The sequence below is a fragment of the Acinetobacter gerneri DSM 14967 = CIP 107464 = MTCC 9824 genome (assembly GCF_000368565.1).
GTDB lineage: Bacteria > Pseudomonadota > Gammaproteobacteria > Pseudomonadales > Moraxellaceae > Acinetobacter > Acinetobacter gerneri.
In genome coordinates, this window is the sequence record NZ_KB849538.1 from 1 (window position 1) to 23,787 (window position 23,787).

Annotated in this window: 25 protein-coding genes; 13 read left to right on the forward strand and 12 right to left on the reverse strand. The window is 37.5% G+C overall.

The window, feature by feature from the left end:
- Positions 1-362: 362 nt before the first annotated feature.
- Positions 363-956: a TetR/AcrR family transcriptional regulator gene (locus tag F960_RS03395; RefSeq protein WP_004858185.1), complete on the reverse strand. Its 594-nt coding sequence runs from the start codon at positions 954-956 to the stop codon at positions 363-365.
- An 86-nt stretch (positions 957-1,042) separates the two neighbouring features.
- On the opposite strand from F960_RS03395, the gene F960_RS03400 reads away from it, so the two are divergent.
- A complete protein-coding gene (locus F960_RS03400; RefSeq protein ID WP_004858188.1) occupies positions 1,043-2,251 on the forward strand; it encodes an oxygenase MpaB family protein in 1,209 nt (402 codons plus the stop codon).
- A 32-nt stretch (positions 2,252-2,283) separates the two neighbouring features.
- Here F960_RS03400 and F960_RS03405 read toward each other — a convergent pair whose 3' ends face one another.
- From F960_RS03405 to def, 4 genes are all read right to left on the reverse strand, one after another.
- Entirely contained in the window at positions 2,284-3,453 is a 1,170-nt protein-coding gene (locus F960_RS03405; protein WP_004858190.1) for a hypothetical protein, read from the reverse strand.
- A gap of 106 nt (positions 3,454-3,559) precedes the next feature.
- Positions 3,560-5,677, reverse strand: coding sequence for a TonB-dependent receptor domain-containing protein (locus F960_RS03410; protein WP_004858193.1), 2,118 nt, complete (start codon positions 5,675-5,677; stop codon positions 3,560-3,562).
- A gap of 87 nt (positions 5,678-5,764) precedes the next feature.
- Positions 5,765-6,259 carry a DUF2946 family protein gene (locus F960_RS03415; protein ID WP_085945808.1) on the reverse strand — a complete coding sequence of 165 codons (495 nt, stop codon included), beginning with the start codon at positions 6,257-6,259 and terminating at the stop codon, positions 5,765-5,767.
- Between the two features lie 171 nt (positions 6,260-6,430).
- On the reverse strand, positions 6,431-6,961 hold the full coding sequence (def, locus tag F960_RS03420) for a peptide deformylase (protein ID WP_004858200.1): 531 nt from the start codon (positions 6,959-6,961) through the stop codon (positions 6,431-6,433).
- 120 nt (positions 6,962-7,081) lie between these two features.
- Between def and F960_RS03425 the strand changes: the two genes are divergently transcribed.
- From F960_RS03425 to tsaC, 3 genes are read left to right on the forward strand one after another with little or no spacing between them, the layout of a single operon-like run.
- Positions 7,082-8,233, forward strand: a complete 1,152-nt coding sequence (locus F960_RS03425) for a LysM peptidoglycan-binding domain-containing protein (protein WP_004858202.1) — start codon at positions 7,082-7,084, stop codon at positions 8,231-8,233.
- A 12-nt stretch (positions 8,234-8,245) separates the two neighbouring features.
- On the forward strand, positions 8,246-9,421 hold the full coding sequence (gene dprA, locus F960_RS03430) for a DNA-processing protein DprA (protein ID WP_004858205.1): 1,176 nt from the start codon (positions 8,246-8,248) through the stop codon (positions 9,419-9,421).
- A 49-nt stretch (positions 9,422-9,470) separates the two neighbouring features.
- Positions 9,471-10,040, forward strand: coding sequence for an L-threonylcarbamoyladenylate synthase type 1 TsaC (gene tsaC / locus F960_RS03435; RefSeq protein WP_004858207.1), 570 nt, complete (start codon positions 9,471-9,473; stop codon positions 10,038-10,040).
- 455 nt (positions 10,041-10,495) lie between these two features.
- Here the strand turns inward: tsaC and F960_RS03440 are convergent, their stop codons facing one another.
- Positions 10,496-11,404 carry a DMT family transporter gene (locus tag F960_RS03440; RefSeq protein WP_035373026.1) on the reverse strand — a complete coding sequence of 303 codons (909 nt, stop codon included), beginning with the start codon at positions 11,402-11,404 and terminating at the stop codon, positions 10,496-10,498.
- A 98-nt stretch (positions 11,405-11,502) separates the two neighbouring features.
- Positions 11,503-12,165 carry a TetR/AcrR family transcriptional regulator gene (locus F960_RS03445; protein WP_004858212.1) on the reverse strand — a complete coding sequence of 221 codons (663 nt, stop codon included), beginning with the start codon at positions 12,163-12,165 and terminating at the stop codon, positions 11,503-11,505.
- 135 nt (positions 12,166-12,300) lie between these two features.
- On the opposite strand from F960_RS03445, the gene F960_RS03450 reads away from it, so the two are divergent.
- The 5 genes from F960_RS03450 (at position 12,301) to F960_RS03470 (ending at position 16,714) form a co-directional block, all read left to right on the forward strand.
- A complete protein-coding gene (locus tag F960_RS03450) occupies positions 12,301-13,539 on the forward strand; it encodes an MFS transporter (protein ID WP_004858215.1) in 1,239 nt (412 codons plus the stop codon).
- Positions 13,540-13,544: 5 nt separating this feature from the next.
- Positions 13,545-14,318: a helix-turn-helix transcriptional regulator gene (locus tag F960_RS03455; protein ID WP_004858218.1), complete on the forward strand. Its 774-nt coding sequence runs from the start codon at positions 13,545-13,547 to the stop codon at positions 14,316-14,318.
- Between the two features lie 324 nt (positions 14,319-14,642).
- Positions 14,643-15,170 (forward strand): PM1805 family lipoprotein, encoded by a 528-nt coding sequence (locus F960_RS03460; RefSeq protein ID WP_004858222.1) that lies wholly within the window; start codon positions 14,643-14,645, stop codon positions 15,168-15,170.
- Between the two features lie 180 nt (positions 15,171-15,350).
- Positions 15,351-15,896: a glutathione peroxidase gene (locus tag F960_RS03465; protein WP_004858223.1), complete on the forward strand. Its 546-nt coding sequence runs from the start codon at positions 15,351-15,353 to the stop codon at positions 15,894-15,896.
- A gap of 200 nt (positions 15,897-16,096) precedes the next feature.
- Complete coding sequence (locus F960_RS03470) at positions 16,097-16,714, forward strand: PM1805 family lipoprotein (RefSeq protein ID WP_020846593.1); 618 nt, start codon at positions 16,097-16,099, stop codon at positions 16,712-16,714.
- A 136-nt stretch (positions 16,715-16,850) separates the two neighbouring features.
- Here F960_RS03470 and F960_RS03475 read toward each other — a convergent pair whose 3' ends face one another.
- Both F960_RS03475 and F960_RS03480 read right to left on the reverse strand, forming a co-directional pair.
- On the reverse strand, positions 16,851-17,684 hold the full coding sequence (locus F960_RS03475; RefSeq protein ID WP_004858228.1) for an SDR family oxidoreductase: 834 nt from the start codon (positions 17,682-17,684) through the stop codon (positions 16,851-16,853).
- Positions 17,685-17,694: 10 nt separating this feature from the next.
- On the reverse strand, positions 17,695-19,203 hold the full coding sequence (locus F960_RS03480) for a flavin-containing monooxygenase (protein WP_004858231.1): 1,509 nt from the start codon (positions 19,201-19,203) through the stop codon (positions 17,695-17,697).
- A 108-nt stretch (positions 19,204-19,311) separates the two neighbouring features.
- Between F960_RS03480 and F960_RS03485 the strand changes: the two genes are divergently transcribed.
- Positions 19,312-19,950, forward strand: coding sequence for a TetR/AcrR family transcriptional regulator (locus tag F960_RS03485; RefSeq protein WP_004858234.1), 639 nt, complete (start codon positions 19,312-19,314; stop codon positions 19,948-19,950).
- 1 nt (position 19,951) lies between these two features.
- Here F960_RS03485 and F960_RS03490 read toward each other — a convergent pair whose 3' ends face one another.
- The gene (locus tag F960_RS03490; protein WP_004858235.1) at positions 19,952-20,404 is read right to left on the reverse strand and encodes a hypothetical protein; all 453 of its coding nucleotides are present in this window, start codon (positions 20,402-20,404) and stop codon (positions 19,952-19,954) included.
- Between the two features lie 249 nt (positions 20,405-20,653).
- Here F960_RS03490 and F960_RS03495 point away from each other — a divergent pair, with 249 nt between their 5' ends.
- Positions 20,654-21,655: a pirin family protein gene (locus F960_RS03495; RefSeq protein ID WP_004858238.1), complete on the forward strand. Its 1,002-nt coding sequence runs from the start codon at positions 20,654-20,656 to the stop codon at positions 21,653-21,655.
- Here F960_RS03495 and F960_RS03500 read toward each other — a convergent pair.
- Positions 21,652-21,951, reverse strand: coding sequence for a hypothetical protein (locus F960_RS03500; protein ID WP_004858239.1), 300 nt, complete (start codon positions 21,949-21,951; stop codon positions 21,652-21,654). The genes F960_RS03495 and F960_RS03500 overlap by 4 nt on opposite strands.
- A 148-nt stretch (positions 21,952-22,099) precedes the next feature.
- Between F960_RS03500 and F960_RS03505 the strand changes: the two genes are divergently transcribed.
- Positions 22,100-22,564 carry an AAA family ATPase gene (locus F960_RS03505; RefSeq protein ID WP_004858242.1) on the forward strand — a complete coding sequence of 155 codons (465 nt, stop codon included), beginning with the start codon at positions 22,100-22,102 and terminating at the stop codon, positions 22,562-22,564.
- A complete protein-coding gene (locus F960_RS03510) occupies positions 22,554-23,315 on the forward strand; it encodes a tRNA(His) guanylyltransferase Thg1 family protein (RefSeq protein WP_004858244.1) in 762 nt (253 codons plus the stop codon). The genes F960_RS03505 and F960_RS03510 overlap by 11 nt, the downstream gene beginning before the upstream one ends.
- A 42-nt stretch (positions 23,316-23,357) precedes the next feature.
- Here the strand turns inward: F960_RS03510 and F960_RS03515 are convergent, their stop codons facing one another.
- A complete protein-coding gene (locus F960_RS03515) occupies positions 23,358-23,777 on the reverse strand; it encodes a F0F1 ATP synthase subunit epsilon (RefSeq protein WP_004858247.1) in 420 nt (139 codons plus the stop codon).
- Positions 23,778-23,787: the final 10 nt, after the last annotated feature.

Sequence of the window (23,787 nt, forward strand, 5' to 3'; positions counted from 1 at the left end):
TTTTTTTCAATGATCAACTAGCAAAAATCCACACAAGTTGTTCTTCATAATCTCTTAATGATCTTCTCGATGATTCGTCATCATCAAGCTAGGTCGGCTATATTACTCTCTTAATCCAGAAAGTCAACTAGTAATTTCAAATTATTCTAAACATCTTAAACTCAATCAATCTATTCAACTAACTGATTTCTAAGAAGTTTTAATCTTCATCACCGCCGATGGATGTGCATTCTACAGGATTTTCGGGGGCTTGCAAGGGTTGTTTCTCAATATTTTTTTCGTCTGTTCAGTTTTCAAGCCAATATAAACATAAATCATTGTTTTTATTATATTATTTATTTTATAAAAATTTAAACTTTTGTTTATACTTTGAGATAAGCCAAAATCATTTTTGATATTTCCTTTTTAAGCTGTTGTTCTTCAATAAGAAAGTTGTTATTACTTGCATAACGCATCATGGTAAACAGCGTACTATTGATAATGACAAATGATTTATTTTTTAAAATATCGAAACTCCATTCTGGAAAGTAACGATTAAAAACATACATCCCGATCTCTAAAAAATGCCTTTCAAGCACTTGTGCAGCTTCTGAGTTGTTATAACCATGCCAATTTTTCAATACTTCTATAAAAAAACCACCATCCGCTTTCATCATGTCAAATCCAAACTGGATACTCAGCGGCACGACCTCTTCTAATTGGATTTCCCCTTGCTGCATGACCATCTGTTTAAGCATCAATCCTAGATTTTCACTTTTCCTGAGCAGTAACTCTTGGATGATCTCTTCTTTATTTTCAAAATACTGATAGATCGAACCAATACTCACACCTGACTTTTCTGCAATTTTAGGCGTTGTGACTTGTAGTAAGCCTTGTTCTGCAATACAGCGCTGTGTCGCTTCTAAAATATGATCGACAATCACTTTTGCACGTTGTTGTTGTGGTCTTTTTCTCATTTTATCTGCAACTTATAAATGCGAATTGAATGCGAATAAACATTCATATTAGAGTTTGATTAAATATTAATCAGGTTTGACTCACAATGCAAACGATCTCTATTCCACACCGCTTAGCGTCCTTTAAGAAGATGCAACAGAATAATTGGAAAACTCAAATTCTCAGTTTTATTTCCAAGCAAAAGCTGCAACCCTCTTATGAAGAATATCTTTCCCTGAATCAAGCCTTACAAAAAGGTGATGAACCGATGGATCATTTGCTGACGTGGATCATGAAAAATCCCAAGGAACATCGGAAATATTTTGAGATTGCGCTTTATCAAGGTGTGGAGCAACTTCCTCATCCTATTCCTGAACTAAAGCAATTTTTTGATTTGGTTGAAACTCCGCCGACTTGGCTTGATCAACAAAAAATGCAAAATGCCGTGCAATTTTCAAATCGTTTAGGGATCAATAGTGGTTTTATTTTAAGAGATTTATCTTTAATGATCGGTTATTTGTATCCCGGTTTTAATCAGCCGCTGATTTTGACTGGTGCTCTAAACAAGCAGGCAAATAAACGCTTGGCTGAAACCACAAAATGGTGGATTGATATAACAGAGCCAAATGCTTTTGAGCGTTTCAATAAGGGTTTTACCTCAACGATTTATGTGCGTTTTATCCATTCTTTAGTCCGTTATCATTTGGCAAAATCTGAAAAATGGGATAGTGAAACATGGGGATTGCCAATCAATCAATATGATCAGGCCATGACCAACATCGCGTTTAGTGGCGTGTTATTACTCGGTGTGCGGGCGCTGGGTATTATTCCAGATAAGCAGGAAGTCGATAGTTTTTTACATTTTTGGAAATATGCAGGCTGGTTAATGGGTATAGATGAACAATGGTTGGTAAATAAAGAATCTGAGGGCTGGAAACTGCTGTATTGGATGACATTTGCCCATCCAAATCCTGATGAAACAAGTATGGCACTGGGTTCAAGTTTAGCCAAAGAACCTTTTGACCGTCCTTATATACATTTTAAAGAATTGAATCGCAAATTGGCATATCGTCAACATTTGTCGATTACTCAGTTTTTCTTGAGCCGAAAAAAAATGCAAAATCTGGGATTAGAACGTCAATCAGTCGCATGGTTTGCTTATTATTTATTGGCAAGAAATGTTTTGCTTTATACGGGCGCAAAACATTCTCAAAAACTAGATGCGCTTTTACAAAAAAATGGTCGTCGCATGCAAAAATTGGGCTTTACCCTTTATCAAGGTGAAAATACTCAACTTGCAAGTATGCATCAGTAAACTTCGAACACCATATTGACTGATACTTTGCGCTATGTCGCGTGTTCTAATCGGTATTTATAGATATTGAGCACAACATCGCTAAATTCTTTTAAAACATAGCGTGTCCATAAATCGGCATACCAATTGACTTCTGTAGAGAGTCGATAATCTATTCGTAAAATCATTTTTGTTTGGGTTGGACTCAAGGCTTGTAATTGATAATCTGTGGTGAGCAAATTGAAATATGCTCCACCCATTTTTAAATGATCATCAAGTGAACCCTTCGGAAATGATTCATCGGTAAAAATATAGTGCCATGCCAACTTGTTCGGTGCTTCGGACTGAAATATTTTTTCTTGAAAATGTATGCCACGTTGCCAATAGATCTGACGCACCAAGCCATTTGGAGTACTTTCCGTCATTCCAGAGACTGGTTTTGGAAAGCCCATCGTAAAGATCGGGCTATATTTGATTTCTTCAGGCTGAATATTTTGAATGTTGTTGATTGATGCAAATACAGTTTGAATAGGCGCATTTACGATAATTTCTTTTTGCGTCACACCATTTCTAATCTGGGTCAAATCTGGAAAAAATAACAAAGCCACTAGTGGTAATAGTGCTATGGAATAAATCTTCTTATAAGGTTTCCAAAGCTTACGGCACAATGCTCGCATCGCTAGCGCACCTAAAGTCGCGCAAAGCCAATAAATCGGAGCTGCCATAATTAAACAGATCACCCCTTCTCTTAAAAAGACCGCCCCCACAACAATGACACCGAGTACTATATAGAATTGCTGTAATAACGTTTTTTTCAACGCCTGCGGTTGCCAAAACGTCCAGAAATATTCCGTTACTGCTCCGATACTTAAAGGCAAGAATATCAAAAATGCTGTTGTTAGCATCTTTTCTTGATCTAGTGCCAACAAGCCAATCAAAAAGAAATAAATCAGTATGACGCTAAAAAGTGGTAGCCATTTGATTAAGTTGGAACGAAATGGATACTCTTGAACGATCTCCATGCTAGGCTTATGAAATATAAGGCATATTAACTTAAACTCAGGCTGTTCAATCGCTTGATATACACGAATATCATCAATCCCCTGAGCTTTTAATTGTGTCCTCAAATCATTTTCAAAAGTGGGATTCCATTCTGCATTGGCGATAGAACACTCACCATATTTCTTCAACTTATCTATATAAATTTGTATATTTTCAGACATTTAAATTTGCAAAAATTTTATTTTTTTCATTATGGCAGAAATCATTGTGTATAAACAATGATCTCTGCATATTTAGTTAAATCATGACTCTAAGTTGATCAGCAATTTAGAATTTCATGCTCATACGTGCCCAATAGTTGCGCCCGATATTATCAAATTGTTCACTTGCAGCAAAACCAAAGCCTGCATCACCCGCCTTATTGAGATGCTCGGTGTAAGCTTTATCCAAGACATTATCAATACCAACCGCCACATCAACATCTTTGGTCAGACTATATGACGCATTTAAAGATAATGTATTGAAAGCCTTACTTTCGCCTAAATCATAACCCACGATATTACCCTGATTTAGACTAATACGATCTTGCTTGGCAACCACACGCCACAATGCACCTAAGGTATATTTATCATGCACATATCGCACATTGAAACGTCCTTCCAAAGGTGCAATTTGCGGTAATGCTTTGTGGTCCGTGGTATTTTCACCATAGGCATACATCGCACTTAGATCCGCTTGTAAATGCTCAGTAAATTGATAACCCACTCCTGCTTCTGCACCTGCAATCGTTGCATCGACATTTTTGGAAATCGTAGGATTACTCATGCCAGACCCTTTCTTTGGATCATAAGTCATCAAAATAAAATCATCGATTAAACCAACATAAACCGATGTCCAAGCATTCCACGCTCCATGATTGATTTGGCTCCCCAAATCAAGCTGCAGAGTTTTTTCATTGTTGAGATTTTTAAATGCCGAAGTTCCTGCAACTCGATAATTTGTACGCATGATTTCCCAGTAATCAGGCACACGCTCTACATAACCTAGTCCTATATAGTTTTTTAAACCATGCTCAGGATTTTCATTTTCAAAACGGATAAAGGCACTTGGTAGGGTTTCTTTACGGCTCAAGTTCGTATTTAAATTGTCAATCTTGACTTGGTCTGCTCGCGCACCAGTCACCAATTTATTTTCAGGATTAAAAGTATAAGTTAACTCACCAAAAGCACCATACGATGCAAAACGCATATCTGATTTAAATGGCATATTCCCTTCTGGCATCGCATACATAATCATGTCGCCACCATGTTTATTGAACTGCGAATCCACACCAGTAATTAAACTGAATTTATCCCATTCTGTGGTCATGGCGAGTCTTGAGTTTAAAGTACGGCGCGTGACTTCCATCGACATTTTATTGGGAACTTGCATAGCCATTGAACCCATATCATGTCCACCCATGTCCATGGACATATTATGCCCCGAATGTCCACCATGCCCACCGCCCATGTCCATCGATGTCATCGGAGGAGTACGTAAGCTAAAATTATCCATGATGTGATCGTTATAACTATAGTCAATCTGACCTTCGATTTTTTTGATCACATTGGTGATATTTCTCTTTTCAAAATGCAGACCTAAACTTTCACGTGCAAATTGCGAACCATCCATTGAACGGCCTGCATATTCAGCTTCACCATCTGATTTACCTGCGCGCAGTTCTACCCAAGTATCTTCATCTGGCGTCCAACCGAGTGCTAGATCAGCATTCCAACGTTCCCATGATGATGGGATTTTTTTACCGTCACCATCTTTATAGCTATTTGACTCTGAACGATTGGCATTTAAACGAACATATTTTGTTTCATCACCTAATGCGGCTTCAACATTGTGATCAATACGGCCATATGAACCAATCAGGACACTTGCCTGACCACGATAAGGTTTATCTGAAGTTAAATGTTCTGGTTCACGTTGAAAAATCACAGTTGCAGCAGAACCAGTGTTGGCATATTGAACAGTTTGAGGACCTTTGATTACGGTAATTTTATCGAAACTTTCAGGCTGAATATAAGACGTAGGCGCATCCATACGGGCAGGACAAGCACCTAAGTTTTCAGTACCATCCGTCAAGATTTTGATACGAGATCCAAACATCCCACGGAAGGTGACATCACCATTGGTTCCACCATTTTTAATGGCATTAAAACCCATAATACTTTTTAAATAATCCGCACCATCGGTCGCGGGTACAGGCTGAATCGGTTGCTTTGGATCTGCATGAATAATCAAACCATTATCAGCATCGGCGCTTTGTGCGGTCACGACGATCGGCGCAAAATGCGTTGGACTTTCTTGATCATCGGCTGCAAAAGCCATTTCAGAATAAACCAAAGATAAAACAATAGCCGTGAGTGGGTGCAACAAGAATTGAGGCTTAACCATAACAATCTCTTTAAAATCATAAATAAAATAAGGCTAGAGACAATGAAGTCCCGAAAATAAATGCTTTAAAAAAATAAAGCCCTAGATTTATGCAAAGATTGGCGGTGCACGCCCCTGTGGAATCAGGAATAAACGCTGTAAAACAAAATAAACATGTTTAAAGGCTTTTTGAAATGCCAATAAGCGAACCTGTATACGCACCAAAACTTCTTTGACTTCAAGTTCTGGTGGCATGATCAAATGCCCATAAACAGTACAATACTGACAGGCATGACCCAATTCATGATGATGATTTTGTTCAGTGTTTTGAGCCACTTGCAACATTTGTGTATCAGCTTCAGATCGACTTTGATCTAAATGATGATGCGTATGTTGACTGGCTTGTGGAGATAAAGTCCCTTGATCTGCATGACTATGCGAATGAGAAACTTTAGATGCTTGGTTTGAAGATGGGTTTACTTGTAATAACGCATGGGTAATAGTTTCACAGACCGGCGAAATTTGATATTTTTCCGGAAGCAAAGGCTGTAAAAAAACAGCTATCTGTAAAAATACTGCAGCAAATCCTAGCCACAATCCCATTCGCAAACGCAAATATTCATCCTCAACCTTTTTGAGAGCCGAGTATAACAAAGCCCAATCGAAATTGGGCTATTCTAAAGGATGAATTTTCCAACAATTTATTGATGAAAAATTAACTTATTGAAGTTGCAACGCATTCACAATAAATAAAAAAATTAAAGTAAAAAAATCTTAACGTTTTACTGCAACTTTATCTTTTTGACGTTGGCGCACTGTTTTTTCCACTTTTTCACGGGCACGTTGGCGTTTTAAAGGGGACAAATAATCAACGAATAATTTACCATTTAAGTGATCTAATTCATGCTGAATACAAACTGCGAGAAGTCCATCAGCTTCTATCTCAAATGATTGACCTTCAAGGTTTTTTGCCTCAATTTTTACACGTGACGGACGCTCAACTTTGTCGTATATTTGGGGAACTGAAAGACAGCCCTCTTCATACGGCTGCGTTTCTTCTGTAAGTGGGGTAACCTTCGGGTTAATAAAAACCAGCGGTTGATTTTTTTCTTCAGATAAATCCATCACGATTAACTGAATATGGTGATCGACCTGAGTAGCAGCCAAGCCTATACCTGGCGCTTCGTACATGGTTTCAAACATATCTGATGCAAGCTGACGAATTTCATCGTTCACCTCATCAACGGGTTTGGCAATAGTACGCAGACGGGGATCAGGAAAACTTAAAATAGGTAATAAGGCCATGCTGTATCCTCATTGGCTATGCCATTGAATTAGAAAATAAATGAAGAATTGACTTCATATTAAAAAGAAAGTGTTGCGTTAATTATAACGCAAATAAGTCTGATTTTAGGAAATATGATCATGAAATCTATTTTCAACGGCACAGTTTTTGGTGCCTTGGGGTTTAAAAAAGTTCAATTTGCAGCGGTATTGTGTGCAACGCTTGGTTATATGGTGAGTCCATCCTGTATAGCGAGTCCAAATACACCACCAGCAACGCTCAAAGCCAATGCACCGCATGTCTATCTCGTCAAAAAAGGTGATACTTTATGGGATATTTCCGGGAAATTTCTCAATAAACCGTGGCGTTGGCCTGAGATTTGGGCGAGTAACAAACATGTGAAAAATCCGCATTGGATCTATCCGGGAGATCGTTTGTTATTGTGTTCCCTCAATGGTCAACCGTTGATTGGCAAAGATGAAGGTGACGGTTGCACAGGCATTATCCAGCGTTATACGGGGAAAACATCATATAAAGTCTATCCTCAAGTCCGCATCGAAGAACTTGAGCATAGTGTGCCTGTAATTGCACTACAAAATATAAAACAATGGCTCAATCAAAATATCGTGATCAATAGTCAATCTATTGAAAATCTACCCTATGTACTCGGTAGCGAAGACCATCGCCTAATCACAGGCAAGGGGCAAAAAATTTATCTACGAGGTGAAGGTGTCAAAATCGGACAACGCTACAGCATTTTCCGTCAAGCAGCACCTTATATGATTCAAGATATACAGGGTAGAAAAACCAATGCAGGGATTGAACTCATACAGGTCGCAGCAGGTCAAGCTGTTGAACAAAAAAATGATATTAGCACCCTAGAAATCACCGATAGCTATAACCAAGAGGTGCGTAAAGGCGATTTGGTTTTACCAGAATATCAAGCAGAATTGCCAAGTATGTTCTACCCGACCAATAAAAATGAAGTTGTTGCAGGTGGCAAAATCATCCGTGTTTTGGGTTCGATTAGTCGAGCAGCTCAGCATAGTGTGGTCACAGTCGATCGTGGTGTGCTAGAAGGTGCTCAGACAGGGCAAGTTTTTGCGATTTATCAACGCGGTGAAATTGTACAGGACCCTAAAACCAAGAAAAATGTACAACTACCTGAACAAAAAATTGGTCATTTAATGCTTTTTAAAACCTTTGACCACCTAAGCTATGCTTATGTTTTAGATAGTCGTTTACCGATAGAGGTTGGCTCTACCCTTCAGTCTGTTTATGACGAAGAATAAAGGTTGATCGCTATGATTGACCTAAACCAACAGCAACGTGAATACATCCAATTATGGTATTTACTACAACATTCTCTGTCTGCATTTTATAAATTGCAGACACATTTTAGTTCTGTCAGTTCAGCGCTTGAACCTGCCCATTTGCTTCAATGGTCCAAGCTTGGTCTGCACAAAAACCATCTTGAAAGACTTCAGGAATTTTCAAGTCAAGAAGGACAAACGAAGTTTCAACAATGCTTGACGCTGATTGAAAAACACTGTGACTTTATCTGTTTGGATAATGAAAATAATTATCCCAAACAACTACTGGCCTTTTCCGATCATCCTCCGATTTTATTTGGTAAAGGTTCACTACAAAATCTTTCACAACCACAAGTAGCCGTTGTCGGAAGTCGTAAGCCTAGTCCACATGGTAAACAGGTGGCTTATGACTTTGCTTATTATTTGAGTGAAAAAGGTTACTTTATTACCAGTGGTTTGGCTCAAGGAATAGATGAAGCTGCACATATGGGTGCACTGAAAAAACAACGAGCAATCGCAGTGGTCGGCACAGGACTAGATATGGTCTATCCCAACCAAAATGCTCCTTTACAGGCACAAATTCTAGAAAATGCAGGTACAGTGATCAGTGAGTTTTTACCAACCACAAAGCCACTTCAACAACATTTCCCACGGCGTAACCGCATTGTTAGTGGTTTAAGTTTAGGTGTATTAGTCGCTGAAGCTGCTCAGAGTAGTGGTTCCCTGATTACGGCAAAACTCGCAGCCGAACAAGGCAAAATCGTATTTGCAATCCCTGGGCATATTTATAGTGAATACCATAAAGGATGCCATCAACTGATCCGCGAAGGTGCGATTTTGGTTGATCATCCAGAACAGATTATCGAAGACTTAGCCTTACCCGCACAGTGGCAAAAACAAGGGCAAATGCGTGAGACCACTGAAGAATCAGAAGAAATTTCAAATGACCATTCACAAGAAATTAGTCAACCGATAAGCCAAGATATACCCGAACATTTATTTAATATTTACCAAGAATTGGACTGGATCGGCATAGAAATTGATCAACTTGCAGCAAAATTAAATTTTTCTATCGCAGAATTAACAAGTCATCTCATGGAGTTAGAACTTTTGGGGCTATGTATTCAACAATCAGGATTGTACTTACGTTGCCGTAAATTGTATTAAGGTTCACAATAGATGCCTTCTTCCACTCAAATGAACAAGGTGAATTTCCATGATTACAACCTCTGTTGCTGAAGCCGCTGTATGTTTAAAACAAGGCAAAGTCTTAGCATATCCAACAGAGGGGGTATGGGGTTTAGGTTGTGATCCACACAATGAACAGGCATTTTTAGAAATTTTGCGACTCAAGCAACGCCCGATCGAAAAAGGTGTGATTTTACTGGCAGGACACCTCAGCCAAGTTGAACATTTATTAAAAAATCTACAAGAAGATATACGCCAGCAAGTCATCGCAACTTGGACCAACCGCAGTCCAACTGAACGTGCGACTACATGGCTGCTCCCTGCTGATGAAAGTATTCCAACATGGATTAAAGGTGATCATCAACAAGTTGCTGTTCGCGTGACCACTCACCCACTGTGTACTGCATTATGCAATGCTTTCAATGGCTATATCGTGTCTACAAGCGCAAATCCTGCTGGCTTAGAACCTGCTCGCTCTTTGCAAGAAGCCAATCAATATTTTGCTACAGAATTGGATTATTTAAATGGTGATCTTGGTTTAAGTCGCCAACCCAGTAAAATTATTGATGCTTTAACTGGGCAAGTTATTCGTGCTTAAAAATACATCTACACATGTTATTTTTTAAACAGCTTCGACCCAAAAAAAATAAAATAAATATCGCGTTAATAAGACAATATTTTACCCAAAAAAAAGCTCAGCCATAGGGTATGGCTGAGCACAAAAAAGGATGTGTTATCACATCCAGAGGGTCTAGAATATCGCACTTTTCACATGAGAATGATCATGTTTTCAGCGTAGAAGTATTATGCAATAAATACGTTTTTAATACAATTAGTCCTCTAATATCATCATCTTGCCACTTTCAATTTTCAACCAGACAATCAAAATCGGTGTTTAAAATAAGTATTTATATATAATAAAAAAATTAAAAAATAATGATAATTTTTCAACATATTTTGATTAATTAATGGATAAATTAAGTGAATTTTAACTTGTTTATTTGGTTAAAATTCACTCAAATTTACTTTTCTATGTAAAGTTTTATTAAGCTATCACGCTGTTTTTAGCTGTTTAACGGTGGATTTTTTTTGAGCCAAAATAATTCCCACTAAAATGACAATTCCACCAATGGTGTGATAAACCGTCCAAGATTCATTCAACCAAATATTGGCAATGATTGCAGTAAAAATAGGCATTAAATTCATAAAAATACTAGTACGAGTCGGTCCTAACTGTTGTACAGCAATCATCCAAAGCAATGGTGCAATCAACGAAGGAAAAATCCCCGCATATAACACGCTCGCAACGTTGTCTGTGTTGATCGGATCAAGTCCCAACCATGCGATAAAAGGTAAATGATAGAGCAACGCAAAAGCGATTTGGACGTATAAACTCAGCATCAAAGGTACGTGCAATTGCCATTTTTTTAGAAACACGCCATAAAATGCGTAAAAGAATACGGCAAAAATCATGATGATATCGCCCCAGTGCTGCCCCAATTGCAACAAACTGGAGAAATTGCCCTGCCCCATGACATAGAGCAATCCCATAAAGGATAATATTCCACCAATAATTGAAAAACGATTTGGAATTTCTTTTAAAATAATCAAAGAAACTAAAATGGTGAAAACAGGGATAAATGCATTAATAATCCCCATATTGGTCGCCGAAGTATGGTGGGCGGCGGTATAAGCCAAACCTTGATAAAGCACCATTCCAAAAGCACTGAGCACAGCAAATTTAAAGAAATACTGACGAATCAACGCTTGCTCTTTCCATGCTTTGCCGAGCATAAATGGAGTAAGGATCAGAAATGCAACCAACCAACGATAAAAACTAATACTGACAGGTGAAATATAGTCAGCAACATAGCGAGTCACAGTGATATTCAGTGACCAAATCAATACTGCAATTACAGGCAATAAAAATGCCCACCACATCAATTTTGAATTCGCTTTCATCATAGATAGTCACTGTCAGACGAGATGAGGATAATTATCATCTAGGTCTGAATTAATTGATATAAGGTATTTCAGACATTGCTATGGAGAATACGACATTAAATAAAATGCTTTTCAAATGTTTCCCAAAGCCTCATCGCATGATTGACCACATGCTGTAACTGAGCTTCGGTCATACCATCACGTGCCTGCATAGAAAGCCCTTGTGCCAAGGTGCAATAAAAATCAGCTATTTCCTCAATTTTACTTTGAGCACCTACATCACCCTCTTCAATGCCTTGGCTCAAGCGTTGATACATCATCCGTTTTACATTTTGTCTTTTTTCAAGCAAGTCCTGCTGTAACTGATGATGCTGTTCAGCACAATTCATGGTTGCAACCAGCAACATACAACCTTTAGGTTTATCTGGCTGTGATAATTTTTTTACATTTTCATGTAGATAAAGCTCAATCGCAATCTTGGCTGTTTTGGCCTGTTTAAAAATGGAATCAATGGCACAAGCTTCATTTTCCAGATAATAATCTAAGCAGCGATAAAACAACTGGGTTTTGTCCCCAAAACTACTATAAAGACTCGGGGCTGTAATGTTCAGTGCTTGTAGCAAGTCCTGCATCGAAGTCGCTTCATAGCCATATTCCCAAAATAACAGCATCGCTTTTCGAAGCGCTTCTTGCTCATCGAAACACTTTGGACGACCACGCTTACGTTTGACTTGAGTCGGCTCTGGTTGGAGATGCTGTTGATTTTCTGTTTCTGTCATAAACTTCACATATATTTTTATAACAATCATTATTAAATTAATTGACAGTCAAAAAAAACTCAAATATTTTATTTTTATAACGATCATTATCAAATTAAAACACCCCCAAAAAAATCCTCCAAAGGAGTCTGATCCATGACAGATGAAATAACCCAAACTGATCAAAGTGCCCCCAGCAAAGGTAGCTGGTTTGCCTTGATCACTACGGCAATCGCTGCCTTTGTTCTTGTAACAAGTGAATTTTTACCTATAGGTTTGATCAATGAAATTGCCAAAGAATTGGAAATATCCATTGGAACAGCAGGCTTGATGATTACTTTACCCGGAATCATGGCGGCGATTTCAGCAGCATTTTTACCTATATTTGCCAAAGGCTTAGATCGTCGTTATTTGCTTATCATACTGACGATGACCATGATCATCGCCAATGCAATCACTGCGATTTCCACAAACTTTACGATTTTGCTGTTGAGTCGATTTATTCTTGGTTTTGCAATCGGTGGATTTTGGGGAACGGCGATCGCTCTCAGTGGTAAACTTGCTCCAGCGCATCTGCATATTTCAACTGCGACCGCAACGATTATGTCTGGTGTAACCCTAGCGGCAATTTTGGGCGTACCGATTGGAACATGGTTGAGCAATTTTTATGGATGGAGAAATGCTTTTGCGATTACAGCAGTATTGGGTGTGTTTGCATTAATTTTTGAAGTTTTATCCTTACCCTCACTCAAACCACAATCTTCATTAAAATTCAAAGAATTACCAAGTCTATTTAGAGTTCCCAAAGCTCGCCAAGGCATGTGTATCATCTTCTTAATGGGCTTTGCACATTTTGCTGCTTATAGCTATATGACACCATTTTTCAAAAATGTAGCAATGTTTGATACAGCACAAATTAGTCTGTTATTGCTCATTTATGGTATCGCAGGATTTTTAGGAAATGCTTTTGCTGGATATAGTGGCAATATCAATGTGCGTTATACTTTTGCATTTTTGGCAGCATGTTATGTCATTGTATTTTTTGGATTTCCAAGTTTCGCAACCGAAATTTATGCTGCATTTATACTGACTGGGCTTTGGGGTTTTGCTTTTGGCGCATTTCCAACCACAGCCAATGTCTGGATGTTTGTGCACGCTCCTGATGCCGTCGAAAAAGGCTTACCCCTCTTTGTTGCGACATTTCAGATCATGATCGCGACTGGCGCACTGTTTGGTGGTTACATCATTGATCATTTTAATGCGAATATTTTGCTTTATAGTGTTATTTCATTTATTTTCTTGGCTTTACTCTCTATTTTCACGATAAGCCGAGGCTTAAATAATCCCAAAATTGAAACGATCAATCTATGTTGTGACAACTCTGGTTCATCCTAAAAAATATGACTATAGCGAAACTCAATCATCTTATTTCTATCGAAGAATTTTTCTATCAGAAAAATGATATTGTCACGCCACATTCAAATTTGTGGGGTGACTTCAATTTTAGTTTGAACGGTACTTTAGAGTTCCATATCGCAGAGCAAAAATATTTATCTCCTCCTAATTATGGCTTATGGATTCCGCCACAAGTTGACCATTGTTGTACTGCCTTTGAAGAACAATTGACGCACTATGTGTGTATCCGACTGCATCCGAGTTTGTGTCACCGCTTATCTTTCGATCCGAAAACGCTGAGTATTCGCCCGTTTTTCAGACAGCTGATCAAAGAATGTTTGGAACAAAAAAAATCTGGCTTGGGACAAAGTGACTACTATGAGCATCTGCTTAGAATTGTGCTTGATCAACTTGAAATGATGCCGAGCTATGATCATTATTTGCCACAAAGTCATCATCCGATTTTAAAACCCGTTTTAAGTGCTTTAGCGGATCCGAACTTGCTCAATAAAAGTTTACAGCAAGTGATTGAAAGTTTTGAGTTAAGTGAACGACATGTATTACGTTTATGCCAGCAAGAATTGAAAATGTCGATTTCAGAATGGCGTAATCGCGCAAAAATCATTTATGCCATCAGCCAATTACAGCAAGGTAGCAGTATTAAAAAAATTAGTTTTGAACTCGGCTATCAGCATAGTTCTAGTTTTATTGAATTTTTCAAACGATACACATCACAAACACCGTCTCAAATCAAAATGCATAATTCTAAAAATAGTTAGAATTTATTTAAAATAGCATTTCAACTATCTAAATAAGCAAAAAATACTCAATGCCTAGTGCCGATATAGAATACTAATAAAAAACGATCTAAGCTTTTTATCTATTTGGTTTTTATATTTATTTACTTTTTCTAAATAGTTTTAAAATTTATCCTTATCCTAAATAGAATATAAATTAATCATTAATTCTGTAATTAACTATTGTCAAGCGCGGTGTAGTTGTGGCATTTTGATTTCGTGATGCTTTTTTCACCTTTTCAATTTTTGATTGAATTTGCATATCAAAAAATCAGTCTATTACGATATTTTAAACAGGAAAACATAATGAAAAAATTATTAATTTCAACACTATGCGTAGCTTCTCTTGCTTTAGTTGCTTGTGATAAGAAACCTCATGACAACAACGCTAGTGGTGCTGGAACAGCAACCACTGCCCCAGCGGTACAATATAGTACAAACAATAATGCCGACATCAAAAGTGATTTAACCCAAGTTCAAACTCTATCAAATACTCGAGCGCAGGAAGCCGTCAATTTCCAAACTGAGATTATGAAATCTGCTCAAACAGGTGATCAAAATGCGGTAAAAGATACTGTTAGCAAAATGAAATCATTTGTTGAAGGCTTTAACAAAGATCTAGATAATCTGACTTTAAAAAGTTCTGAAGTTGATAATTTTAGAAATAAAATGAAAGAAACCAATACCATCAGTATTGAAATGGCTGAAGCAGGTCTTTCTAGCCCACCTGATATGAACAAAATCACTGAATTGCAGAAAAAGGCTGCTGATAATCAAAAAGAAATGTTAACGATCATGCAAACGCTGCAAACCAAAGCCAACGAAGCAAAATAATTTAAATCTGATCTAAATAAAATTTAAATTGAAAAAGCGAGTTTTATACTCGCTTTTTTTATTAGGAAAATTATTGTTTTTCTCGCAGTATTTACTTGAAATGAACAATAATCGCTTGTTCTAGAAATCATTTAATTATAAAACAATAAACAGCAACTACACTTTATCTTAGGACTTAAAATGGCGACTTCAATTTATAATATTCCAGTCAAAACAATTGATGGAACAGAAATCAATTTAGATCAGTACAAGGGCAAAGTCTTGCTACTCGTCAATGTTGCATCGAAATGTGGTCTCACTCCACAATACGAAGGTTTAGAAAAACTCTACCAAAACCAAAAAGATCAAGGATTAGAAATCTTAGGTTTCCCTGCGAACAATTTCTTAGAACAAGAACCGGGTTCGGATGATGAAATTCAACAATTCTGCTCTGTGACTTATGATGTGCACTTCCCGTTATTTTCAAAAATCTCAGTGGCTGGCGCAGATAAACACCCGCTTTACCAAGCATTGATCACTGCTATTCCAGAGCGTATCGGCGAAGGTCCTTGGTGGAAAGACCTTGTAGACTACGGTCTAACACCAAATCCAAAACCAGAAGTTTTGTGGAACTTTGAAAAATTCTTGATCAATAAAAATGGTGAAGTTGTTGCACGATTTGCACCTGATATCACTGCTGATGACCCACGAATTCTTGATGCAATTGAAGCTGAGCTAAAAAAATAAGCTTAATTTTAAATAATTATATAAAAAGGGATAAATCATTTATCCCTTTTTTATGGCGTGGAAATCATCAATCTTGGCGGCAACTTGCACTAAAAATTTAAAATTCAATGTTACAAACTGTTATTCATTTGCAATTCTCTGCATTTTCTCCACATTTAAAAGATATAGTCAAAATCATATTAAGTTTCCAATGAATGATGATGAAAAAACTATTACAAGGAGCTGTGCTTCCATTTGTAATTTTTAGCTCAGGCATGTTGCTTTTAGGTTGTGATCAAGCACGTGAACCGCATGATGATGCTGCACAGATCGAGCAACATTCAGACCGTGCTTCTGATCAGACAAGTCAGGATCGCTCATCTGTAGAAACTGAAGCGAGTTCTCGGACAGATTTAAAAAGCGGAAATATGTTCTACATCGCACGTGATGTTGCTGATATGCAACTCAAAACGGGTGATTATGTGAAAAAGCTTGAACAAACGCAAAATGATTTGCAGCAAGCTTTAGATCAAAAAGATCAGCAACAATTGCAAAAAACAGCTCAAGATTTGCGTGAACAATTGCAAAATTTTGATCGTGCTTTGAATGCTTTAAATCTAAAAAGCCAAGAAGTCGATTCGATTCGTAGTGAGGTTTTAAAAGCGAATAAACAAATGCTCAATTCTTCGTTTTTAAATGGTGAGATAGATTTAAGCAAAGTCAATTTTGATAAGATTCAAAAGCAAATGAATACGATTCAAAGAGATATGTTACAACTTGCAGCGATGTTAATTCCTAGCTCAAGTGAAGAAGACAATCAAAATGATGCTGATCGCTGAGTTTTAAAATAAAACATTGATCAGCAGTATTTCATATCATCATGACCTCGATTTTTGTCATGATGATTTTTTTTGCCTTGAAAATACTAAAATAATGAGAGTAACGTTGAATTAAATATTGATAAATTTTGAGACCCTATTCAGCTAATTTTTGGATACGATTAGCATAAGATTCATGTGCTTTTTTATCCATTTTATTCAATATACGACGATCATTAATCAAACGTCGTCCCCCTTGCTGCATCCAACTCGGCAACAATGCATAAAAGCCATACGCAGTATGCAAATAATCGGGTACTGCAACAAAAAGTTTAGGCTTGATCAAGGCATGCGCAACAGCATCTGCCACTTGTTCAGGACTGACCGTCGGGATAATTTTGCCCGCTTCCTCCAAACCTGATGTCAACTCAGTCGAGACTTTGGATGGCATAATCACCGTAAAATCAACACCACTATCTCGATAATCACCTGCGACCGCTTCTGTTAAACCCACAACCGCAAATTTCGTACCTGAGTAGACTGCTGAACCTGCCAAAGCAAAACGCCCTGCGAGTGATGCGACATTGATAATATGACCTTTTTTCTGAGCAAGTAAGGTTGGCAAAGCACTCTGCATACCGTAGACTACACCGCGAAAATTAATATCAATCTGAGCATCGGCAAGTGCTGGATCTTCATCCAGAAATGCGCCCATCGGCATAATACCCGCATTATTGATCAGGCTATAAAGGCTGCCATAATGTTGAATGCTTTGATCAATAAAAGCTTGGAAACTCTCTCGATCTCTAACATCAAGCTGAAAAGCTTTTGCACCTATTTTATTTGCTTCCGCTTGTGCCAAATCGATATCTATATCTCCAATCACAACCTTCACCCCTTCGGCAATGAGTGCTTTTGAGATACATAAGCCGATACCTCTGGCTCCACCTGTGACTGCAACGACTTTGTCTTTTAAATTAACTTTTCCCATTTTTATACTCTTATTGTGATTTTATTTTTTGTGAATTTTCAGGTACATAATCAATTAAATATTCATTTAAATTAAAGCGTTTAAGTTGCTGTTTCAATTTAAACGTTGTCCATGGCCAAGCTGTACTATTGCGTCCATTACGATCTAAGAAATAGCTTTGACAACCGCCTTTATTCCAGACTGTATGCTGAAGTGCTGCTTGTATTTTTTCATTATATGGCTTGATCAATTTTGGATCTGGCTCAATGGTTTGAATCCCTTGATCAATCGCTTGCTTGATCGCATCGACGATATAAGGTAACTGCGCTTCAATAATAATAAACGCCGATGAACTCACTGCGACATTTGGACCAAACATCAAAAATCCATTTGGACAAGCCTCCACCATCGTCCCTTTATACCCCTCTGGGCTGCCCTGCCATACATCAGCCATCGACTGACCAAAACGGTTATAAACACGTTTGGCAATTGGCGGTTCTGCGATTTCAAAACCTGTCGCTAAAATGATGATATCAGCCTCTGTCTGCGAGCCATCCTCTGCGATCAAAATATTTCCTTGAACTTCAGCCAAAGCACTAGCAATCACTTCAACATTATTTTGTGCCAGCGCAGGATACCAATTGTTAGATTGCAGTATTCGCTTACAACCAATAATAAAATTTGGTCTTAACTTTTCACGTAATTTTTTATCTTTTATCGTTAAATTTAAGTGTAATTCTGCCAGTTTTTGAAATTGTTTCATTGCTGCAGGACTTTGCAAACCCCCATTAATACTTTCAAAAACACCATAAACCCCGCCACGTAACAGTCGTTGGGTCAAAGGCAGATACTTAAACAACGCTTGAATTGGTTTAGGTAAATTGATATCTGACTTCGGTAATATCCATTGTGCAGTACGCTGAAATACCGTCAATTGTTTAACAATGGGTTGAATTTGTGGAATAAACTGAATCGCCGAAGCTCCAGTTCCAATGACTGCTACTCGTTTTCCTGTTAAATCAAGATCATGTCGCCATTGTGAAGAATGAAAAATCTGCCCTGAAAATTGATCTATGCCTTTGATATTTGGCAATACAGGTTCATGCATTGGGCCACATGCCATGATACTAAATTGGGCTGTAAATTCTCCCTGATCAGTTTCAATGAGCCAATTTTGCGTTTCATCTGACCATCTCGCTGAAATCACTTCTGTATTTAAACGCACGTGCGGCATGATATTGTATTTATTGGCAATATTTTGTAAGTAATCCTTAATTTCTGCTTGAGGTGCAAATACACGACTCCAGTTCGGATTGGGTTCAAAAGAATAACTATATAAAGATGAAGGGACATCACAAGCGCAACCTGGATAAGTATTTTCACGCCAAACCCCTCCCATTTCATGTGCTTTTTCAAGCAAAATAAAATCATGAATGCCCGCTTCTTTGAGTTTTATCGCAGCACCAAGTCCTGCAAATCCTCCACCAATAATCACAATTTTATGATATTCAGAAGCATTGTTTTTATTTGAATCTATCATGTTATTTTCGATCAAAGAATAAGCGACTGGAATACAATGTCAAAATCGGAATGACTTGTCAATTTGCAAAAGTGACGATATATTGTTCAAAAATGATCATAATTGCCTATGAATGATTCAATTACGCTTAGTCGTGCTGAACGACAAAAAATACAGTTACAAAACGAGATTATTCACGCTGCTTTTTTAGAATTTTCAGAACGTGGTTATCACCAAACTGCTATTTCAGATATCGCAAAAAGGCTAGGGATCGGACATGGCACCTTCTATCGTCATTTTGAAAATAAACGCGATATTTTAGAAAAAGTGATTGTTGATACCATGTTTAAAATCAATCAGCTTCTCTCAGGTGAAAATGCACCTCAAGCTGTAAATAATTTACAAGAATATCGCTTACAGTGTGAAAGAATCGCAGAGCAATTTATTGAATTTGCACGTGAAAATCCACGTACTTTAAAGCTTATTTTGCTTGAAGCAACTTCGATTGATACAGAAATGACCCGTTATATACAAAATCTGCTCGAAGTCAGCGGCTTGATGACTGCAAACTATTTACAAAATGGGGTTCAACTCGGATTTTTAAGAGAAAATTTGGATGTTAACTCTACTGGACATGCCATCATTGGGATGATCACCAATGGCGCTTTGCTTTTTTTAGCAAACCCCGATGATATAGACGCTTTGCGACGTTATGCACAATCAATCATTGAATTGATTGTCACGGGTATGGCAAATCAATCTGCTTAACTTATGGATTCCAAGCCGTATTGCAACGTTTATCCTGCCCTAAAGCCCATTTTATATCATGATTAAACCTTGTTTTCGGATCTGGATAATCTGACGGTAAAAATAAAGTGAGCCGAGTTTTATCATCTGCTATCGCTTCTAAGGTTACTTTTGATAAATAACGTCCATCCTGATTACGCGTAAATAAGGTTCCCATTTCAATAAAATCTTCAAGTTTATTATCGGTATAAACCAGCTTGTCATTTGTAGTAAATGCCACGCAATAATGATACGCTCGCTTAAGATTTTGAAATGCCTTGCGATAATCAATATCGATCTCTTTGCTTATCCCATTGTCGACAGCATTTGCAACCAACGCGGCTTCTGAAGCCTGACTTGGTTCTGAAATATAGAGTTGCTGACATGCTACGCCCGATAAAGCGACACAAATGGTGATGATTCTTTGAATGATCATTTTCCACTCTTCTAAGAGGTTTTAATCTAGCTTAAATATAAATCGAAAGAGATGCTATATTTTGCGTATTTAGATAAATTTGACTTCGTTATTTACAATTTCTGCAAATTCATCACAAAGTTCTGATAGTAATATTTTTTAGATATATTAAATTATCTTTAGATTTAATAAGTTTCTTTCATACAAATAATGACGTCATTTTGAAAGAAACCTGATAAAAATTTTAGAGCCATATACATGGAGATCAAAATGGAAAATAACGTGATTTATAACATTACTCCCATCGAATTCCGCTTAGATTTAAAAGATCCATTTTTATTTACAGCACATCATGTTGACCATTTTCCAGCAGCAAATAAGGATATGGGACCTGCTTTTGAACCAACGATCGATGAACCTTATCGCATGTATTATGGTGATATTGTTCCGGGTTTTCCAGAACATCCGCATACAGGATTTGAAACCATAACTTTGGTCGAAAGTGGTTTTGTAGACCATTTTGATTCTTTGGGTAATGGTGGGCGTTATGCAGCTGGAGATGTACAGTGGCTGAGCACAGGCAATGGTATTGAACACTGTGAAATGTTTCCCCTAATTCATCAAGATAAACCCAATACATTTGAGCTTTTTCAAATTTGGTTCAACTCTTCAGCAGAACAAAAGAAACAAGATCCAGCCTATAAAATGATGTGGCGTGAACACATTCCCCATGTAAGCCTTAAAGATTCACATGAAAATAATATTGATATTCGCGTAATTTCTGGTGAATTTAACGGGAAAGATGCTATTCCTCGTCCAGCTCACTCTTGGGCTGCTGCCAAAGAAAATAACGTGAATATTTACATGATGACTTTAGATGCTCATGCGGAAATCGTCATGCCTGCTACAACATCAACATCAACACGTTTTGCCTATTTTTATCAAGGTACAACATTGAATGTTGAAGGTGAAACGGTGCAATTTCGTCATTTGATCGAGCTTAAATCTGATACAGAAATCCATTTAACAGCAGGAGATCATGAAGCACGTATCTTATGGCTAGAAGGTGAGCCAATTGGAGAACCTGTGGCAATGCGTGGACCTTTTGTCCTCAATAGCGATCAGGAGCTTAATGATGCATTCCGCCGTTATCGTGCAACACATTTTGGTGACTGGCCATGGTCTAGTTCAGCACCTGTGTTTAAGCGCGAACAACCCCGTTTTGCCAGTTATAATGCTGGAGAAATCAAAGAATTTCCTGAACAATCTTAAAGATTTTGCTTACGCCAATCTTGATAAGCGGCCTGCATGGCTGCTTTTTCTTGTTCGGAAACTTTGCGACTTTCTAAATTGCTAAAATTTCCACGGTAAGTTTCATCAATGAACTGTTTGCTTAATCCTTCGATACTTGCTCTACCCTGTATTTTATAGTCTGAAATTTCATGTGAATTTAGTTGAATGTCCCAACAGGAAACAACCGAGCTCATATCCACAGCAATACTCAGAAAATACTGTTCTTGTTGTTGGTAGAGTTCCCAAAAATGCGGTTCTTGTTCAATAAGCTGCATATGCATTCACTCCGAAGTAATGCTTTAAAATACTGAATTTTAGTGTTCCGCGCATATGCGACTTTAGCACATCTAATATTCGAGGATATTTGAGTACAAAGCTTAGACATGTTTTAATCTTAGACAGCTCCAATTATTCATCATAAATATGCAACTTATTATATTTACAGGCCTTCAAGCTTCGGGAAAATCGACATTTTATAAAGAATATTTTTATAAATTACATTTGCGCATTAACCTAGATATGTTGAAAACACGCCATCGGGAAAGTTTAATTTTTAGTGCCTGTATAGAAAGTAAAACTAAATGTGTAATCGATAATACCAACATGAGTAAAACTGATCGTGCTCGCTATATTCAGCAAGCTAAAACTGCTGGATTTAGCATCATAAGCTACTATTTTGAAACGGATTTACAATCTACTTTAGTACGCAACAACTTACGCTCAGGCAAAGAAAAAATTCCTGAAAAAGGTGTAGCGGCTACACTAAAAAGGCTCGAAATTCCAAGCTTAGATGAAGGATTTGACGAAATTTACAAAGTAAAAATTTTAGGAAATAATGAGTTTTCTATACAATTAATTGATATAAAAGAAGAACGTAATGAGATTTGATGATTTAGATAAAAGGCTTCGCGTATTTGAAACTGCTTATGATTTTTGTATACCTCCCGAACAATATATCGTTGTACGTTTAGATGGAAAAGGTTTTACCAGATTAACCAAAGATATTTGGCAATTTGAAGCACCATTTGATGTGCAATTTAGAGATTTAATGGTGAATACCACTGAACATTTGATGAATTGTGGGTTTAATATTCTTTATGGCTATACTCAAAGTGATGAAATTTCACTTTTATTCCATCCTCAAGAAGAAAGTTTTAATCGTAAAACTCGCAAGATTATTTCCATATTGGCAGCTGAAGCTAGCGCTAAATTTAGCTTAATGCATCAACAAATCGCTATATTTGATGCCCGCATTTGTATTTTACCGGATGCAAAAGTAGTTAAAGACTATTTCCGTTGGAGACATGAAGATGCTCATCGTAATGCTTTGAATGCTCATTGTTATTGGATGCTAAGAAAAGAGGGCGAATCAATTAAAAATGCAACCTCGCAAGTTAAAGGGTTAAATCGCCAAGAAAAGCATGATTTATTATTTAGTCGAGAGATTAATTTTAATGATCTACCTTCATGGCAAAAACGAGGTGCAGGACTTTATTGGCACGATATAGAAAAAATAGGTTTTAATCCTAAAACAAAACAAGAAACTAAATCTGTCCGTCGTCAAATTTTTAAAGATTATGAGTTGCCATTGGGTGATGATTATAGTCAGTTCATTCAAAACTCTTTCTTAACCCCATAAAAAAACCACCCTTTCGGGTGGTTTTCAATCTCGAACCGTCGATTACATCGCGCGGTTTTTGATTTTGCGGATAGTTTCGAGCTGACCTGCGATCTCTGCAAGAGATGCAAGCGCAGCAGCAGAATCCAATTCGCTTTTTTGGTTTGCAAGCAAAGCTTCAGCATTTTTACGTGCTTCTAAAATTGCTGCTTCATCCAAATTGTCAGCACGGATTGCAGTATCTGCAAGAACCGTAACAACATGCGGTTGAACTTCTAACACACCACCTGATACATAGACAATTTCTTCTGTACCATTTTCCAACTGAACACGAATCGGTCCTGGTTGAAGCAAAGTTACAAGTGGAGCATGACCAGGCATAATACCTAACTCACCACCTGCACCTTTAGCGATCAACATTGTAATTGTGCCTGAGTAAATAGACTCTTTAACACTTACAACATCACATTGCATAGTCGACATGAGATGATCT

Coding starts and splice junctions, on each gene's coding strand:
- F960_RS03475 (WP_004858228.1), bottom strand. CDS start 17,684: ATGGGAAAAGTTAATTTAAAAGACAAAGTCGTTGCAGTCACAGGTGGA.
- F960_RS03425 (WP_004858202.1), top strand. CDS start 7,082: ATGAAATCTATTTTCAACGGCACAGTTTTTGGTGCCTTGGGGTTTAAA.
- F960_RS03490 (WP_004858235.1), bottom strand. CDS start 20,404: ATGATCATTCAAAGAATCATCACCATTTGTGTCGCTTTATCGGGCGTA.
- F960_RS03480 (WP_004858231.1), bottom strand. CDS start 19,203: ATGATAGATTCAAATAAAAACAATGCTTCTGAATATCATAAAATTGTG.
- F960_RS03405 (WP_004858190.1), bottom strand. CDS start 3,453: ATGTCTGAAAATATACAAATTTATATAGATAAGTTGAAGAAATATGGT.
- F960_RS03440 (WP_035373026.1), bottom strand. CDS start 11,404: ATGAAAGCGAATTCAAAATTGATGTGGTGGGCATTTTTATTGCCTGTA.
- dprA (WP_004858205.1), top strand. CDS start 8,246: ATGATTGACCTAAACCAACAGCAACGTGAATACATCCAATTATGGTAT.
- F960_RS03515 (WP_004858247.1), bottom strand. CDS start 23,777: ATGTCGACTATGCAATGTGATGTTGTAAGTGTTAAAGAGTCTATTTAC.
- F960_RS03395 (WP_004858185.1), bottom strand. CDS start 956: ATGAGAAAAAGACCACAACAACAACGTGCAAAAGTGATTGTCGATCAT.
- F960_RS03460 (WP_004858222.1), top strand. CDS start 14,643: ATGAAAAAATTATTAATTTCAACACTATGCGTAGCTTCTCTTGCTTTA.
- F960_RS03510 (WP_004858244.1), top strand. CDS start 22,554: ATGAGATTTGATGATTTAGATAAAAGGCTTCGCGTATTTGAAACTGCT.
- def (WP_004858200.1), bottom strand. CDS start 6,961: ATGGCCTTATTACCTATTTTAAGTTTTCCTGATCCCCGTCTGCGTACT.
- F960_RS03485 (WP_004858234.1), top strand. CDS start 19,312: ATGAATGATTCAATTACGCTTAGTCGTGCTGAACGACAAAAAATACAG.
- F960_RS03505 (WP_004858242.1), top strand. CDS start 22,100: ATGCAACTTATTATATTTACAGGCCTTCAAGCTTCGGGAAAATCGACA.
- F960_RS03455 (WP_004858218.1), top strand. CDS start 13,545: ATGACTATAGCGAAACTCAATCATCTTATTTCTATCGAAGAATTTTTC.
- F960_RS03495 (WP_004858238.1), top strand. CDS start 20,654: ATGGAAAATAACGTGATTTATAACATTACTCCCATCGAATTCCGCTTA.
- F960_RS03450 (WP_004858215.1), top strand. CDS start 12,301: ATGACAGATGAAATAACCCAAACTGATCAAAGTGCCCCCAGCAAAGGT.
- F960_RS03410 (WP_004858193.1), bottom strand. CDS start 5,677: ATGGTTAAGCCTCAATTCTTGTTGCACCCACTCACGGCTATTGTTTTA.
- F960_RS03415 (WP_085945808.1), bottom strand. CDS start 6,259: ATGGGATTGTGGCTAGGATTTGCTGCAGTATTTTTACAGATAGCTGTT.
- tsaC (WP_004858207.1), top strand. CDS start 9,471: ATGATTACAACCTCTGTTGCTGAAGCCGCTGTATGTTTAAAACAAGGC.
- F960_RS03400 (WP_004858188.1), top strand. CDS start 1,043: ATGCAAACGATCTCTATTCCACACCGCTTAGCGTCCTTTAAGAAGATG.
- F960_RS03445 (WP_004858212.1), bottom strand. CDS start 12,165: ATGACAGAAACAGAAAATCAACAGCATCTCCAACCAGAGCCGACTCAA.
- F960_RS03500 (WP_004858239.1), bottom strand. CDS start 21,951: ATGCAGCTTATTGAACAAGAACCGCATTTTTGGGAACTCTACCAACAA.
- F960_RS03465 (WP_004858223.1), top strand. CDS start 15,351: ATGGCGACTTCAATTTATAATATTCCAGTCAAAACAATTGATGGAACA.
- F960_RS03470 (WP_020846593.1), top strand. CDS start 16,097: ATGAAAAAACTATTACAAGGAGCTGTGCTTCCATTTGTAATTTTTAGC.